This window comes from Pseudorhodoplanes sp. (assembly GCF_050250235.1).
Lineage (GTDB): Bacteria > Pseudomonadota > Alphaproteobacteria > Rhizobiales > Xanthobacteraceae > Pseudorhodoplanes.
The window spans coordinates 18,339-32,079 of sequence record NZ_JBFWPA010000007.1 but is presented as its reverse complement, the minus strand read 5'-3'; the positions used below and the strand labels follow the sequence as shown (position 1 = coordinate 32,079).

Below are 13,741 nucleotides of genomic sequence, written 5' to 3'. Positions count from 1 at the left end.
CGAGTCCAATGAAGATCGTCGTGGTCGGATCGACACCGGGCGTGGCATTTCACAAAGTTCAGAAAGTCGATGTCCTGTGCCATTCGGAACGCCGCGTGCTTTGCGACCGGAAAACATCGGGTGCGATGTCTCTGCGGTCGTGATCGAAGGATGCGAGTGCCGAAGACTCGCGCGCATGACGAATTCGGACCGTCGGCCGATGGCGCAGCGTTAACAGTTCATTGAACGATTGCGACGATCATCGGCGTATGAATCGAAAGCCCGATCTGAGACTGCGTCTCAAGGCCGACGGCCGCATCGTGGAAGTTCTGCCCGACGGCAGCGAACGTACGGTGTCTGACCGGAGTCACTTTCCGCAATTCGTAACCCCTGCTTCGCCAGCCCCGGCGGGAGGCGATGCGGCCTATGCCCGCGCCATTCGCTCCGCGGCCCGAATGACCCAGGCCGAGTTTGCCGCCCGCATCGGGGTGCCGGTGGAGACGGTGCGAAACTGGGAGCAGGGCAAGCGCTCGCCCCGCGGCCCTGCGCGAGCGCTTCTGCGCATGATCGAGGGCGCGCCCAGTGTCGCCTTTGAACTGCTCGCAAAGAAGCACTAGCGAATCTTTGTCAATCCCGGACCGGGCCTACTGATCGGCCTCGGACCACTCCATCGGCGCGATCCGTCGCGACCGTGCTCGGCCGGAAGGACTTATCCCGGGTGGTCCGCGCCACGCTTGGCAGGGGCGCTCCGGCACGGCATTCTCCCGCGCGATTGATGCAGGGGGCGTGCGGCATGGTTCCAATTGTCGAAGTCAAGGGTGCGCGGATTCCGGCCATCGGGCTCGGGACCATGACGCTTAAGGGTGATGTGTGCGTCGAGGCGGTAAATGCGGCCCTGAAAATGGGATACCGGCATCTCGACACCGCTGTTTTCTATGGCAACGAGGCTGAAGTCGGGGAGGGGATCCGTAAGTCGGGCGTCTCCCGCGATGAGATTTTCCTGACTACCAAGGTCCCGCACAGCGACCTCGCTCCAGGCGATTTCGAGGCCTCGGTCGAGGGCAGCCTGAAGCGGCTCGGCCTGCCGCATGTGGACCTGCTGCTGATTCACTGGCCGAATCCCGACATTCCGCCGCCGGTCTATATCCCGGCGTTGTGCAAGGCCAAGCGCAGTGGCCAAACCCGCCATATTGGTGTCGCCAACTTCACCATTTCCCTGCTGGAAGAGGCCGAGGCGCTGGCCGACGAGCCGATCGTCAACAACCAGATCGAGACGCATCCCTTCGTCGACCATCGCACCATCCTCGCTTATTGCAAGGGCCGTGGCATCTCGGTTACCGGCTATTGCCCGCTCGGCCGAGGACGCATCCCCGGGAATGCGGTTCTGGAGCGCATCGCCAAGACCCACGGCAAGACCGAGGCGCAGATTGCCTTGCGTTTTCTCGTGCAGGAGGGGGTGGTCCCCATTCCGCGCACGGCCACGCCCGAAAAACTCAAGGCCAATCTCGACATATTCGGTTTCATGCTGGCCGATTCCGAGATGACGGATATTCGCAGGCTTGCTGAGCCGGAAGGCCGGATCGTCAAGCCGCCGCAATCGCCGAAATGGGACAGCTGATATCGGATGCAATATCTCGACGCCAAGGGCGCGCATCTCCCGATTCTCGGGCTCGGGACTTGGCAGTTGACCGGGCGCGAGTGCTCCCGGATTGTCGAGCAGGCAATCGGGCTGGGCTACCGGCATTTCGACACCGCGCAGATGTACGGCAATGAGCGCGAAGTCGGTGACGGGATCCGCGCGTCCGGCCTCAAGCGCGAGGAGTTGTTCGTCGTCACCAAGGTATCGCCCGACAACCTGGCGCCCAAGCTGCTTGCGCGCTCGGTGCGCGATTCGATCGCGGCGCTGCGGCTCGGAGAGCTCGACCTGCTGCTGCTGCATTGGCCGAACAAGGGAATACCGCTTGCCGAGACCATCGACGCTCTGGTCGGCGTCAAGCGCGACGGCCTCGTGCGCAATATCGGCGTGTCGAATTACACGGTTGCGCTGATCGAGGAAGCAAGCCGGCTTTCCGGTGATCGCCTCGTCTGCAATCAGTTCGAGTATCATCCTTATCTCGATCAAGCCAAGCTGCTTGCGGCATGCCGGGCACATGGCATGGCGGCGGTTGCCTATTCTCCAATCGCGAAAGGAAGCACGAAGAGCGACTCCGTGCTGACGCGGATCGGCAACGCGCATGGCAAGACCGGCGCGCAGGTTTCGCTGCGCTGGCTGATCCAGCAGGGTGTTGGGGCGATACCGCGCACCAGCCGGCTCGAACGGCTCGCCGAGAATATCGCGATCTTCGACTTCGCATTGACCGAAGCGCAGATGCAGGAGATCGCGCGGCTGGCCCGGCCCGGCGGCCGCCTCGTGGACTGGGCCTGGTCGCCGCGATGGGACTAGACACGGAAACGGCGCTGGTTCTGTTTTCCGGCGGCCAGGATTCCACCGTCTGCCTGGCCTGGGCATTGCAGCGCTTCGCGTCAGTGGAAACCGTAGGATTTGGTTACGGCCAGCGCCACGCGGTGGAGCTTAGCGTGCGGCCCGCGATCCGCGAGCGCCTGCGCGCGCTCGATCCGACATGGGCTGCGCGGCTGGGCGACGACCATGTCTTGGACCTCTCGGTTCTGGGACGGATGTCCGAGACTGCGCTCACGCGCGACGTCGGGATCGCGATGGCCGCAGATGGCTTGCCCACCACCTTTGTGCCGGGGCGCAACCTCATCTTTCTCACATTTGCCGCGGCACTCGCCTACAGGCGAGGGGCGAAGCACCTGGTCGCGGGCATGTGCGAGACCGACTATTCCGGCTATCCAGATTGTCGCGACGACACTCTCAAGGCCATGCAGGTCGCACTGACCCTTGGCATGGACCGCCGATTCGTGGTGCATACACCGCTGATGTGGATCGACAAGGCGGCAACTTTTGCGCTGGCGCAGGAACTCGGCGGAGCCGCGCTGCTGGATGCGGTTATCGAACTGAGTCATAGCTGCTATCTCGGCGACCGATCGCGGCGTCACGACTGGGGCCATGGCTGCGGCGAATGTCCGGCATGCCGTCTGCGGTCGGCGGGCTACGAAAAATGGGAACAGGAATATCGACGGCCATGACGAACGAAACACGGCGCTGGATTGAGGGCTCGGTATTCTTCCTCCTGTTCTGCCTGACCATTCCGGTGGCCAACTGGATGATCACCAATGTCGGCAGCGTCTGCACGCCCCACGGACCTTGCCTTGTTCCGGTGGCGCCGGGTCTGATGGCGCCTTCGGGCGTTCTGATGGTCGGGATTGCGCTGGTGTTGCGCGATCTGGTTCAGCGGCGACTTGGTCTTGGCGCGGCGGTCGCCGCCATTCTGATCGGCGCGGGCATTTCCGGCCTGATTGCACCGCTCGCGCTCGTGATGGCATCGGCGACCGCCTATCTCATTTCCGAATTTGCCGACCTCGCTGTCTACACGCCATTGCAGGAGCGGCGATTCGTGACCGCGGTGATTGTGTCGAGCTTCGTCGGTCTGGTGGTGGATTCCGTCGTGTTTCTGTGGCTCGCATTCGGCTCGCTGGAATTCCTTGCAGGACAGGTCGTCGGCAAGGCCTGGATGGTGCTCCTGTCGGTTCCGTTCATCCTGTATCTGCGCCGTCGCGACGAGGATTTGAATCTTGGTGCGGCCTGACCGCAATCGGGGGATGATCGATGGGCGCGCTGGACGATCTGCGCAAGGTTACGACCGGAACCATTACGACGATGCTGCTCAAACGCGGCATCCGTCACAGCTGGATGACCGGACCGATGCCGCTCGTCCCCGGCGGCAATCGCGTCGTCGGCCCGGCCTTCACGCTGCGCTTCGTTCCCGTTCGCGAGGATCTCGCGACACCGGAAAGCTGGGGCAAGCCGATCTCGACCCGTGCCGCGATCGAAGACATGCCGGAAGGCTGCATCGCGATTGCCGATGCCATGGGCGTTCGGAATGCTGGCGTTTTCGGCGACATTCTTTGCATGCGGATGGTGAAGCGCGGCGCGCAGGCGCTGATCACCGATGGTGTGATGCGCGACAAGGCCGGCATCCTGAAAACCGGGCTGCCGATCTGGTGCTCCGGAATTGCGGCACCCGCATCGGTGAACGGGCTGACATTCGTCGGCTGGAACGAGCCCATCGCCTGCGGCGGCTGTGCGATCTTTCCCAATGACATCATCGTCGCCGATGAAGACGGCGCTGTCGTGATCCCGCAAGCACTGGTCGAGCCAATCGCAAGGGAAGGCCTTGAGCACGAAGAATATGAAGGCTGGGTCGTGCGCGAGGTGGAGAAGGGCGCGAAACTTCCCGGGCTCTATCCGATGAACGACGAGACCCGGAAGCGCTACGAGGCGGAGCGCAACAAAAAGTAGCGGCAGCCTGACGGCGTCGGCCGACGAGAGAGCAGCATGTTCGGCCTGTCCAAGGTCCTTGGCTTCTTCGCATTGCCGTCCAATCTGCTGATCGCACTCGCGCTCATCGGCATCCTTCTGATGCGCACCCGCTTTCGCCGCTTCGGGCAGGGGCTCGCGATCGGTGCCGTGCTGTTGCTCGCGGTGATCGGAATCGCACCGGTAGGCAACGCGCTGATGCTGCCGCTCGAGCAGCGCTTTCCGAAATGGGACCCGATGGGCGGGGAACCGCACGGCATCGTGGTGCTTGGCGGCGCGGTATCGCCGGACGTCTCGGCCGCCCGCAACGAGATCGCATTGAACGAGGCGGCCGAGCGCATGACCGCGGTGGCGAAGCTTGCACGCCAATACCCGTCAGCACGCATCGTGTTCAGCGGTGGCAGCGGGCGGCTGTTTGGTGGGGCGAGCGAGGCGGATTACGCCATCGGTCTGCTAGAAAGCTTCGGCATTCCGCGCCAGCGCATCCTGCTCGAAGGCCGCGCCCGCAATACCATGGAAAACGCGACCTTCACCGCCGCGCTGGTGGATCCGAAGCCGGGGCAACGCTGGCTTCTGGTCACCTCGGCCCACCACATGCCGCGTTCGGTCGGCGTCTTCAGGAAGGCAGGATTTCCGGTCGAGGCCCACCCGGTCGATTTCCGCACCCGCGGCGCCGCGGACCTGACCAGACCGTTCGGCTCCCTTGCAGCCGGTCTCGCACGCACCGATGCGGCGATGCATGAATGGGCCGGGCTGGTGTTCTACCGGCTGACCGGGCGGACCGACGAATTGTTCCCGGGACCTGTCCCGGGCGGAAGTTGAACCCTCGCAAACGATGCCGTGCTTAACCGGCTGTTACGGTTACCAAATCGAAAACATTTGGTCGCATGATGGGCATCCGTCGGAGCGGAGGGCTCATGTGATGCGGATCGAGACGAGGGTCATACCGGTCGAGGGAATAGCGAAGGTACCGGATATCGCCGAGGACTTTGAGGACGGAGAGGCGCGGCGGCAGCGCGAGGAGATGTGGCTTCTGAACATCGCAACGGCGCTTGCGGTGATGCTCGTGTCGTGTGCCTGGATCGCGATTGCGCTTGACTGATCATTCCGCGGTCATCGCGGCGCTGGCATCGGACACGAATTGCCGGCTCCAGATGACGACGACGATCGCCGTCGTGGTCGCGAACAGCAGCCAGGGCGAGACGAACCATCCAAGATAGCCGAGCGCAAAGAAAAATGCGCGCTGCCCGCGGTTGAAATGCCGGCCGGCCGACTCGCAGATTTTTCCGGTGCGAAGCGCGTGACGCTTTGCCGACGGGGCGTCGCGATCGGAGGATGCCGGCATCGCGCCGATCATGATCGCAACGTAGTTGTAGAGCCGGTAGGACCACGCGAATTTGAAGAAGGCATAGACGAAGATCACGGCAAGCCCGATGGTCTTGATCTCCCACATCATGCGGGTCGTTGGCTCGCCGAATGGGAGCGTGGATACAATGGTGATCAGGTCATCGGTTGAACGCAAAATGGTCAGGGTCCCTCCGACCGCGATCAGGGAGGTCGAGGCAAAGAAAGCGGTGCCGTTCTGTAGCGACGCCATGATCTGGGCATCGACCATGCGCATGTCACGCCGGAGCATCTCCTGCATCCAGCCATCGCGATAGCCGTCCATGCGGGCATTCAGGCTGGCACGCCCATGCGGTGTCCATTCCAGTACGACCGCGTAGCCGAGCCAGCAAATCAGGAAAAATCCTAGTGCGAACAGATCTGGAAGGGTGAACAGGGGCATGGCTGGGTTGGGAACTGGCCTTGAGAGTCGCCATCGTCATCAATTGTCGCAGGGACGCAATTGCAACCTCTAATTGTGTCGGCAGCGAGCACGATACATTAGACTAAAGTCGTACTGCTGTGCGCGTGGCGCCCGGCGTTTTTGCGGGGCGCTCCAAAGCAAATGAGGAGATGCCCATGGCACAAGATCATACCCAGCAACCCCAGGAGTCGATGTTGTCCACGGTGCTGTGGACGATTGGTGCTCTCGTTGTCGTTGTGCTGGTTGCGGTTTACGCTGCAATGTAAACCCGATCGCGCTACAGCCTGTGCGGCGCGGCATTGTCCGCGCCGCTTTTGTTTGCCTCGGGCCGCATTGGCCAGTCCAGAAAGTTCGAAGGAGCAATAGCAGCGGCATGTCCCAGTCCATCACGACGAGCGTTCGGTCCTTGGTCGAGGCGGCCGAAAAGCAGATTGAGAATCTTACCGTTCAGCAGGCGATCGGGCTGCATGGCCGCGACGATGTCGTGCTCGTGGACATCCGCGACATTCGAGAATTGCAGCGCGACGGCCGCGTGCCCGGCGCGTTTCATTGTCCGCGCGGCATGCTTGAATTCTGGATCGATCCGGAGAGCCCGTACCACAAGCCGGCTTTTGCGCAGGACCGCAAGTATGTGTTCTTCTGTGCCGGCGGCATGCGTTCAGCGCTCGCTGCGCACACCGCACAGAGCATGGGACTGAAGCCGGTGGCGCATATCAGGGGCGGTTTCGGAGCCTGGAAGAAGGCCGGCGGCCCGGTTGAAGAGCCCGCCGCGAAACCGTGACAATCCCGTTCTTCCATTTCGGCGCCTGATCGACGCGATCATTTTTATTCGCTTGCGCCTGGGACGCGGCGTCGACATGGAAGCGGGAGGGGGATCCGCATGACTCTCAAACTCGTTCTAGGCAACAAGAATTATTCGTCCTGGTCGCTGCGGCCCTGGATTGCGATGCGCCAGATCGGGCTCGAGTTCGACGAGGAGGTGATCCCACTCTACGAGCAGGGCAGCCGCGAACGCGTCCTGAGATATTCGCCGACGGGGAAGGTCCCTGTCCTGATCGACGGCGACTCCACGATATGGGAATCGCTTGCGATCCTCGATCATCTCGCCGACCGCTTTCCGGCGGCGCAGCTCTGGCCGGCCGATCCGAAGGCGCGTGCGCATGCGCGTGCGGTCTCGGCGGAGATGCATGCGGGGTTCGCGGCGTTGCGCAAGCATTGTCCGATGAACATGCGCCGCGTTGGGAAGCCGCGCGACCTCACGGCGGACGTCGTCGCCGATGTGCGCAGGATCGATGACATCTGGACCGGCTGCCGCGAGCGGTTCGGGCAGGGCGGTCCGTTCCTGTTCGGACGGTTCAGCGCCGCCGATGCGATGTATGCGCCGGTAGTCTCGCGCTTTTCGAGCTACGCGATCGGGGTCGGCGCGGCGAGCGAAGCCTATATGGCGGCGATGATGGCGCTGTCCGCCTGGGAGGAATGGCGCCGCGACGGCGTCGCCGAGCCTTGGATCATGCCCGGCAACGAACTCGACTGAGGTTCCGGCGGAACCGTTGTGGCCGCGTTGCGTTTTCGTATTCGTTACCAACGTGAACGGTCCGATGTCCGCTGCTGGCCTGCTCCGCACGAACAGAAATGTCTGGCGCGTGGAGCGTGCCGGCCGCGCCGCCGTGCTGATTGACGGGGGCGCCTATTTCGGTGCTCTGCGCGAAAGTCTGCTCCGCGCGCGGCATTGTGTTTACATCGCTGGCTGGGATATCGACAGCCGCATGCGGTTGGTGGGGCCGACGGGAACCGCCGATGACGGCTTCCCCGAAACCCTCGCCGAATTTCTCTCGGCGCTTGCCGCCCGTCGTCCGGAACTGACGATCCATCTGCTATTGTGGGACTTCTCGGTCCTCTACGCGCTTGAGCGCGAAATCTTTCCGGCCTTGTCGCTGAACTGGAAAACGCCGGATCAGATCCGGTTCTGCCTCGACGACCACCTGCCGCTCGGCTGCTCGCAGCACCAGAAGATCGTGGTGGTGGATGATGCGGTTGCCTATTGCGGCGGTCTCGATCTTACCATCCGTCGATGGGATATTCCGGGACATGACCTCGAGAACCGGTGGCGACACGATCCCTCCGGGAATAGCTACCGGCCCTTTCACGACGTACAGGCCCTGGTCGACGGGGAGGCTGCACGCGCGCTGGGCGATCTCGTGCGCGAGCGATGGCGGCGCGCACGCTGCGCAGAGCCGGAAATTCCGCCCGCCATCTCCGATTGCTGGCCGGACCGTGTTGCCGCCGATTTCACCGAGATCGATGTCGGGATCGCGCGCACCGAGCCCCGGGGTGACGGTCCCGAGGAAATCCGCGAGGTCGAGCGGTTGTTTTTCGACATGATCGATTCAGCCGAGCGGACGATCTACATCGAAAACCAGTTCATGACTGCGGAGGCCATCGCGCAGCGCCTCGCCCGGCGGATGCGCGAATGCCCGGACCTCGAAGCGGTGCTGGTCGCGCCCAATACCCCGGAATCGTGGATCGAAAACCATACCATGCGCAATGGCCGTATCCGCTTTCGCCGCATCCTGGAGGATGCCGGGGTCTTCGATCGGGTGCGGCTGGTCTATCCGCAGCTTCGGGATGGCAAGAGAGCAGTCGACATCATGGTGCATTCGAAGGTCATGGCGATCGACGACCGGGTCCTGCGCATCGGCTCCGCCAATCTCAACAATCGCTCGATGGGCGCGGACACTGAATGTGATCTCGTGTTCGTCGCTGGAAACGACCGTCAGCGCGCCGCTATCGCAAGATTACGCAATGGCCTGCTGGGCGAGCATTGCGGTGCGAACGCCGCGGAGGCGGCGCGAAACATCCACGAAACCGGATCAATCACGGCCGTTGCCGATAAACTGTCGCGCAACGGACATGCGCTGCGACCGATCGAGGACGGCGAGCCCGATGCGGCGGACAGGGCCTATATCGAGACCCTCGCTGATCCGCCGCGCCCGATCACGCTGCGGTCACTGATCGGGACTGCCGGGGGCTGGCTTTGCAGTGCCGGCTCTGGCGCGCGGGCCAAGTTTGTGGTGGCGGGCGCAATCCTGCTCGCGCTGACGCTTGCCTGGCAATTCACGCCGCTGTCCGAACTGGCCGAAGCGACGACCCTTCAGCGCCTGATCAGCGACATTGCGCAGTCTTCGTTGGCGCCGATCGCCGTCCTGCTGGTGTTCCTGGCGGGCGGCCTGGTCGCGTTTCCAGTGACGATTCTCATTGCCGCAACGGCTGCGAGCTTCGGCCCTTGGCTCGGGTTCTGCTATGCGTTCGTGGGCGCGCTGGCGAGCGCGCTGGTGACCTACGGCATCGGTGCGGTCGTGGGCCGCGAGGGACTGTCGCAGATTCTCGGGACGCGGTTGAATGCCATCCGCAACAAGATCGCCAGACAGGGACTGATCGCGGTCGTCGCGATACGGCTGGTGCCCGTCGCGCCCTTTACGCTGGTCAATCTGGTGGCCGGCGCGAGCGGCATCCGGCTCTGGCATTACCTGGTCGGAACCGTGCTCGGATTGTTGCCAGGGCTTGTGGTCATGTCGCTACTCGGGAGCGAAATCATGCGGCTGTTCACCGCGCCGAGCCCACGGGAAATCTTCACGGTTGCGATCCTGATCACGGTCTGGATTGTGATGGTGTTCGGCATTCAGGCCGCAATGTCGAAATATGGAAACGCCCGTTGAGTGCGGAGCGGCGGCGCGCCATTCGCGTCATGACCTGGAATATCCACGGCGCGCTCGGCCGCAACCCGCGTTTCGACCTGCAGAAGGTGGTCGCCCTGATCCTGCGAGCCGATCCCGACATCGTTGCGCTGCAGGAGGTGGATTCGCGACGACAGGCCGGCCTCGATCCATTCGTCCTGCTACAGGAGTCGCTCGGCCATTACGGGATCGGGGCGAAGTCCATTATCACCGCGGATGGCGCGTACGGCCAGATGCTGATGAGCCGTTGGCCGCTGCGCGACAGCGAGACCCGGGACATTTCCTATGGCGCGTTCGAACCGCGGCGCGCGATCCGCGCCTGCATCGAGACGCCGCAAGGTGCGTTGCATGTGGCGGCCACGCATCTTGGGTTGAGCATTCGCGAACGGAAAAGCCAGGCGCGCGTGCTGCTCGAGATGATCGGCAATCGCACGCCCTTCGTGCTGCTCGGTGATTTCAACGACTGGTTCTGGCCGGGCTCGGTGCGACGGATTCTTGCGCGCGTCCTGCCGGATCGCTCGCGGCATCGTACCTTCCCGTCAGGTTGTCCGATCTTGCGGTTCGACAGGATTTACTGCCGCCCGCGCGGTGTCCTGGTTCAGACCTGGACCGACGGGGAAGCCCGCCGGATATCCGATCATCTGCCCTGTATCGGGGACGTCATGCTGGAGGGGGAGCACGAGGGCCGGGCCGCGACCGATAACATCATCTCCCCGCCGATTGCCGTACCCTGAAACAGAAAACCCGGCCGCTGGCCGGGCTTCCCATCCAACGCGCGACGCCGGGAGTACATCCGTCCCGCTGCGCATCGAAACTTTAGCGACTATCGCAAGCAAGTATTAACGAATTGTGACTTCAGCTCGCGCGCATTTGGGGAGTCGCAATCGATCCGCCGCCGGGGCGGAAGCCTCCGCCCCGGCGTCCTGGATCCCAACAAGCCGGTCTAGGCGTCGATCACCGCCACGATGCGGTAGCTGCCCGGCTCGATGATGATGATCTCGTCCTCGACCAGCACGAAGCGATAGCCGCGCCACTGCGGATAGACTTCGATCACCGTCGGCGGCAGGGCATGCAGGGTCACCGTACGCGGGACCACGGTACCGACCGAGATGTTGAAGTTCACGTTGGTCTCGCGCTTCACATTGGTCTTCGTGATGGTGTTCTTGATCTTGGTGCGCTGCTCGGTATTCAGCGAGGCCGAGCCGGAACCCGCGGCGCCCTGTCCGGTGGTGGCGCCCTTGCGGTCCGACTTGGTGTCGGCGGCGTTGGGATCGTCCTTCGGCGAGGATTTGTCCTGCGCGCGATCCTGACGCTGCTCACGCCGCTCCTGAGCACGCTGCTCCTTCTGCTCGCCGCGTTCCTGCGCGCGCTGGTTCTTCTGTTCACCGCCCTTCTTATCCTGCTGCGCCCGGACTGGCGGCGCTTCCTGACGCTGTTGCATTTCGCTGCCGCCCTTCATGCCGCTGCCGCCAGGCTGCGACGATGGCGGGGCGGATTGCTGAGCCGGCGACGTTGTTTGCGGTGCGGCAGCAGGTCCGCTCGAAGGACCGCCCTTGTCCTGCGCGGACGCAAGACCGACGCCCGCAATCAATGCGGCCGCGGAAATGCCGATCAACAATCGAGACTTCATGGGTAGACTCCTCTCTGTGTTTCTCTTTCGTGAAGCCCCGTGCTCCGGCCAGGAGATTCATCCCTGCTCGGTCGTCCTGCCGTGAACGCATCGCGTGCGGCGACGTTCCGGTTCCGTAGCGATCGCCGGCATGACGCGTCATCAAGTCTGCAAACGCTTTGTTTCATCGCGGATGCTTATGGCCAATCGAGGCGCGTCACGGCATAGTTCCATGGCTTCGCGAATCGGGGAGGGCGATGTGGCGCGCATTGAATCGTTGATCGACGCCCGTTCGCGCGAGTTCCGCGCCAATGCCGCGCAGTGGCAGATTCTGGCCGATGAGTTGAAGGCTGCCCGCTCTGCCGCGGCGCTCGGCGGAAATCAGAAGTCGCGTGACCGACATGTTGCGCGTGGGAAGCTTCTCCCGCGCGAGCGAGTCATGCGCCTGATCGATCAGGGCTCGCCGTTCTTGGAATTGTCGCCGCTTGCAGCCTACGGAATGTACGACGGCGACATCCACGCCGCCGGCCTCATCACCGGCATCGGCCGCGTGTCGGGGCGCGAATGCATGATCGTTTGCAACGACGCCACCATCAAGGGCGGCACCTATTACCCCCTCACCGTGAAGAAACATATCCGCGCGCAGGACATCGCGCGCGAGAACCGGCTGCCCTGCATCTATCTGGTCGATTCCGGCGGCGCCAATCTGCCGAACCAGACCGATGTGTTCCCGGACCGCGATCATTTCGGCCGGATTTTCTTCAACCAGGCCACCATGTCGGCCGCCGGCATTCCACAGATTGCAGTGGTGATGGGCTCCTGCACCGCGGGCGGCGCCTATGTTCCGGCGATGTCGGACGAGTCGGTGATCGTCAAGAACCAGGGGACGATTTTCCTGGGCGGCCCGCCGCTGGTGAAGGCCGCCACCGGGGAGGTGGTGTCGGCGGAGGACCTGGGCGGCGCCGATGTTCATACCCGCAAATCCGGTGTCGCCGATCATCTGGCCGCCAACGACGAACATGCGCTGGCGCTGGCGCGCCGGATCGCCGCCAATCTCAATACGGCGAAGCGTGTCGACATTCCGCTGATCGCCTCGCGCGAACCGCTGCATGACGCGGCCGAACTTGAAGGGCTGGTTCCGACCGACCTGAAGAAGCAATATGACGTCCGCGAGATCATCGCTCGCCTCGTCGACGGATCGGAATTCGACGAATTCAAGAAGCTCTACGGGACGACGCTGGTCACCGGCTTCGCGCATCTGTCGGGGATGCCGGTCGGGATCATCGGCAACAACGGCATTCTCTATTCGGAGAGCGCGCTGAAGGCCGCGCATTTCATCGAGCTATGCTGCCAGCGCCGCATTCCGCTGCTGTTCCTGCAGAACATCGTCGGCTTCATGGTGGGCCGTGACTACGAGGCCGGCGGGATCGCAAAGGAAGGCGCCAAGATGGTGACCGCAGTTGCCTGTGCGCGGGTGCCCAAGATTACGCTGATCGTCGGCGGCTCGTTCGGTGCCGGCAATTACGGGATGTGCGGCCGCGCTTACAGCCCGCGCTTTCTGTTCACCTGGCCGAATGCGCGCATCTCGGTGATGGGCGGCGAGCAGGCCGCTTCGGTGCTGGCGACCGTGCGGCGCGAGAATATCGAGGCGGGCGGCGGCCAGTGGAGCGAGGTTGAGGAGGAGGAATTCAAGCAACCGGTCCGCGAGCAATATGAGCGGGAAGGGAGCCCGTATTACGCCACGGCGCGACTCTGGGACGATGGCATCATTTTGCCTGGCGAGACCCGGCGGGTGCTCTCGCTTGCGCTTTCAGCGGCGTTGAATGCGCCGGTGGAGGAGACGCGGTTTGGAGTGTTCAGGATGTGAGGGAACTGTTCGGGCTCCTTGTCATTGTCCAAGTTCGGCGACAACAGGAAGGAACGCCCTCATGTATCGTGTCTATTCCGGTCCCGCCGGTTCCGAAACGCTCAGCCCGCTCGACAAGGGCCGCCATCTTTTCAAGGAATGCGGCAGCATGGACGAAGCCATGAGCTTCGCGCAGCACCTGAAGGCCACCGGCCGGGTTGCCTTGCTGGTTGAAGGGGACGACGGCACCCATCTCGACCGCTCCGCGCTCGCCAAGGCGCTGCATCACCGCGGCAGCGAGCAGAGCCACGGAGCCTGAAGGGGC

The 13,741-nt window shown here is 63.4% G+C and carries 16 protein-coding genes; 14 read left to right on the top strand and 2 right to left on the bottom strand.

Features of this window, described 5'->3' with window-relative positions:
* Positions 1-248: 248 nt before the first annotated feature.
* From AB7F49_RS05205 to AB7F49_RS05170, 8 genes are all read left to right on the top strand, one after another.
* On the top strand, positions 249-596 hold the full coding sequence (locus tag AB7F49_RS05205; RefSeq protein ID WP_428520766.1) for a helix-turn-helix domain-containing protein: 348 nt from the start codon (positions 249-251) through the stop codon (positions 594-596).
* A 176-nt stretch (positions 597-772) separates the two neighbouring features.
* Positions 773-1,597 carry an aldo/keto reductase gene (locus tag AB7F49_RS05200; protein ID WP_428520765.1) on the top strand — a complete coding sequence of 275 codons (825 nt, stop codon included), beginning with the start codon at positions 773-775 and terminating at the stop codon, positions 1,595-1,597.
* A gap of 6 nt (positions 1,598-1,603) precedes the next feature.
* Entirely contained in the window at positions 1,604-2,422 is an 819-nt protein-coding gene (locus AB7F49_RS05195; RefSeq protein ID WP_428520764.1) for an aldo/keto reductase, read from the top strand.
* On the top strand, positions 2,413-3,129 hold the full coding sequence (queC, locus tag AB7F49_RS05190) for a 7-cyano-7-deazaguanine synthase QueC (protein ID WP_428520763.1): 717 nt from the start codon (positions 2,413-2,415) through the stop codon (positions 3,127-3,129). The genes AB7F49_RS05195 and queC overlap by 10 nt, the downstream gene beginning before the upstream one ends.
* Complete coding sequence (locus tag AB7F49_RS05185; protein WP_428520762.1) at positions 3,126-3,689, top strand: VUT family protein; 564 nt, start codon at positions 3,126-3,128, stop codon at positions 3,687-3,689. The genes queC and AB7F49_RS05185 overlap by 4 nt, the downstream gene beginning before the upstream one ends.
* A gap of 20 nt (positions 3,690-3,709) precedes the next feature.
* Entirely contained in the window at positions 3,710-4,402 is a 693-nt protein-coding gene (locus tag AB7F49_RS05180; RefSeq protein ID WP_428520761.1) for a ribonuclease activity regulator RraA, read from the top strand.
* Positions 4,403-4,438: 36 nt separating this feature from the next.
* Complete coding sequence (locus tag AB7F49_RS05175) at positions 4,439-5,242, top strand: YdcF family protein (RefSeq protein WP_428520760.1); 804 nt, start codon at positions 4,439-4,441, stop codon at positions 5,240-5,242.
* Positions 5,243-5,342: 100 nt separating this feature from the next.
* A complete protein-coding gene (locus tag AB7F49_RS05170) occupies positions 5,343-5,522 on the top strand; it encodes a hypothetical protein (protein ID WP_428520759.1) in 180 nt (59 codons plus the stop codon).
* On the opposite strand, the gene AB7F49_RS05165 is transcribed toward AB7F49_RS05170, so the two are convergent.
* Positions 5,523-6,206, bottom strand: coding sequence for a DUF599 domain-containing protein (locus AB7F49_RS05165; RefSeq protein ID WP_428520758.1), 684 nt, complete (start codon positions 6,204-6,206; stop codon positions 5,523-5,525).
* Between the two features lie 394 nt (positions 6,207-6,600).
* On the opposite strand from AB7F49_RS05165, the gene AB7F49_RS05160 reads away from it, so the two are divergent.
* From AB7F49_RS05160 to AB7F49_RS05145, 4 genes are all read left to right on the top strand, one after another.
* Positions 6,601-7,008, top strand: coding sequence for a rhodanese-like domain-containing protein (locus tag AB7F49_RS05160; RefSeq protein ID WP_428520757.1), 408 nt, complete (start codon positions 6,601-6,603; stop codon positions 7,006-7,008).
* A 99-nt stretch (positions 7,009-7,107) separates the two neighbouring features.
* On the top strand, positions 7,108-7,761 hold the full coding sequence (locus AB7F49_RS05155) for a glutathione S-transferase family protein (RefSeq protein WP_428520756.1): 654 nt from the start codon (positions 7,108-7,110) through the stop codon (positions 7,759-7,761).
* 64 nt (positions 7,762-7,825) lie between these two features.
* Entirely contained in the window at positions 7,826-9,943 is a 2,118-nt protein-coding gene (locus tag AB7F49_RS05150; RefSeq protein ID WP_428520755.1) for a VTT domain-containing protein, read from the top strand.
* Positions 9,940-10,695, top strand: a complete 756-nt coding sequence (locus tag AB7F49_RS05145) for an endonuclease/exonuclease/phosphatase family protein (RefSeq protein WP_428520754.1) — start codon at positions 9,940-9,942, stop codon at positions 10,693-10,695. The genes AB7F49_RS05150 and AB7F49_RS05145 overlap by 4 nt, the downstream gene beginning before the upstream one ends.
* Before the next feature lie 209 nt (positions 10,696-10,904).
* Here AB7F49_RS05145 and AB7F49_RS05140 read toward each other — a convergent pair whose 3' ends face one another.
* Complete coding sequence (locus tag AB7F49_RS05140) at positions 10,905-11,591, bottom strand: DUF1236 domain-containing protein (protein ID WP_428520753.1); 687 nt, start codon at positions 11,589-11,591, stop codon at positions 10,905-10,907.
* Positions 11,592-11,829: 238 nt separating this feature from the next.
* Between AB7F49_RS05140 and AB7F49_RS05135 the strand changes: the two genes are divergently transcribed.
* Both AB7F49_RS05135 and AB7F49_RS05130 read left to right on the top strand, forming a co-directional pair.
* A complete protein-coding gene (locus AB7F49_RS05135) occupies positions 11,830-13,437 on the top strand; it encodes a carboxyl transferase domain-containing protein (RefSeq protein ID WP_428520752.1) in 1,608 nt (535 codons plus the stop codon).
* 61 nt (positions 13,438-13,498) lie between these two features.
* A complete protein-coding gene (locus AB7F49_RS05130) occupies positions 13,499-13,735 on the top strand; it encodes a hypothetical protein (RefSeq protein WP_428520751.1) in 237 nt (78 codons plus the stop codon).
* The last annotated feature ends 6 nt before the right edge of the window (positions 13,736-13,741 follow it).

Bases quoted from the DNA above. Each gene is read 5' to 3' on its own strand.
- AB7F49_RS05205 (WP_428520766.1), top strand. From the start codon at position 249: ATGAATCGAAAGCCCGATCTGAGACTGCGTCTCAAGGCCGACGGCCGC.
- AB7F49_RS05200 (WP_428520765.1), top strand. From the start codon at position 773: ATGGTTCCAATTGTCGAAGTCAAGGGTGCGCGGATTCCGGCCATCGGG.
- AB7F49_RS05195 (WP_428520764.1), top strand. From the start codon at position 1,604: ATGCAATATCTCGACGCCAAGGGCGCGCATCTCCCGATTCTCGGGCTC.
- queC (WP_428520763.1), top strand. From the start codon at position 2,413: ATGGGACTAGACACGGAAACGGCGCTGGTTCTGTTTTCCGGCGGCCAG.
- AB7F49_RS05185 (WP_428520762.1), top strand. From the start codon at position 3,126: ATGACGAACGAAACACGGCGCTGGATTGAGGGCTCGGTATTCTTCCTC.
- AB7F49_RS05180 (WP_428520761.1), top strand. From the start codon at position 3,710: ATGGGCGCGCTGGACGATCTGCGCAAGGTTACGACCGGAACCATTACG.
- AB7F49_RS05175 (WP_428520760.1), top strand. From the start codon at position 4,439: ATGTTCGGCCTGTCCAAGGTCCTTGGCTTCTTCGCATTGCCGTCCAAT.
- AB7F49_RS05170 (WP_428520759.1), top strand. From the start codon at position 5,343: ATGCGGATCGAGACGAGGGTCATACCGGTCGAGGGAATAGCGAAGGTA.
- AB7F49_RS05165 (WP_428520758.1), bottom strand. From the start codon at position 6,206: ATGCCCCTGTTCACCCTTCCAGATCTGTTCGCACTAGGATTTTTCCTG.
- AB7F49_RS05160 (WP_428520757.1), top strand. From the start codon at position 6,601: ATGTCCCAGTCCATCACGACGAGCGTTCGGTCCTTGGTCGAGGCGGCC.
- AB7F49_RS05155 (WP_428520756.1), top strand. From the start codon at position 7,108: ATGACTCTCAAACTCGTTCTAGGCAACAAGAATTATTCGTCCTGGTCG.
- AB7F49_RS05150 (WP_428520755.1), top strand. From the start codon at position 7,826: ATGTCCGCTGCTGGCCTGCTCCGCACGAACAGAAATGTCTGGCGCGTG.
- AB7F49_RS05140 (WP_428520753.1), bottom strand. From the start codon at position 11,591: ATGAAGTCTCGATTGTTGATCGGCATTTCCGCGGCCGCATTGATTGCG.
- AB7F49_RS05130 (WP_428520751.1), top strand. From the start codon at position 13,499: ATGTATCGTGTCTATTCCGGTCCCGCCGGTTCCGAAACGCTCAGCCCG.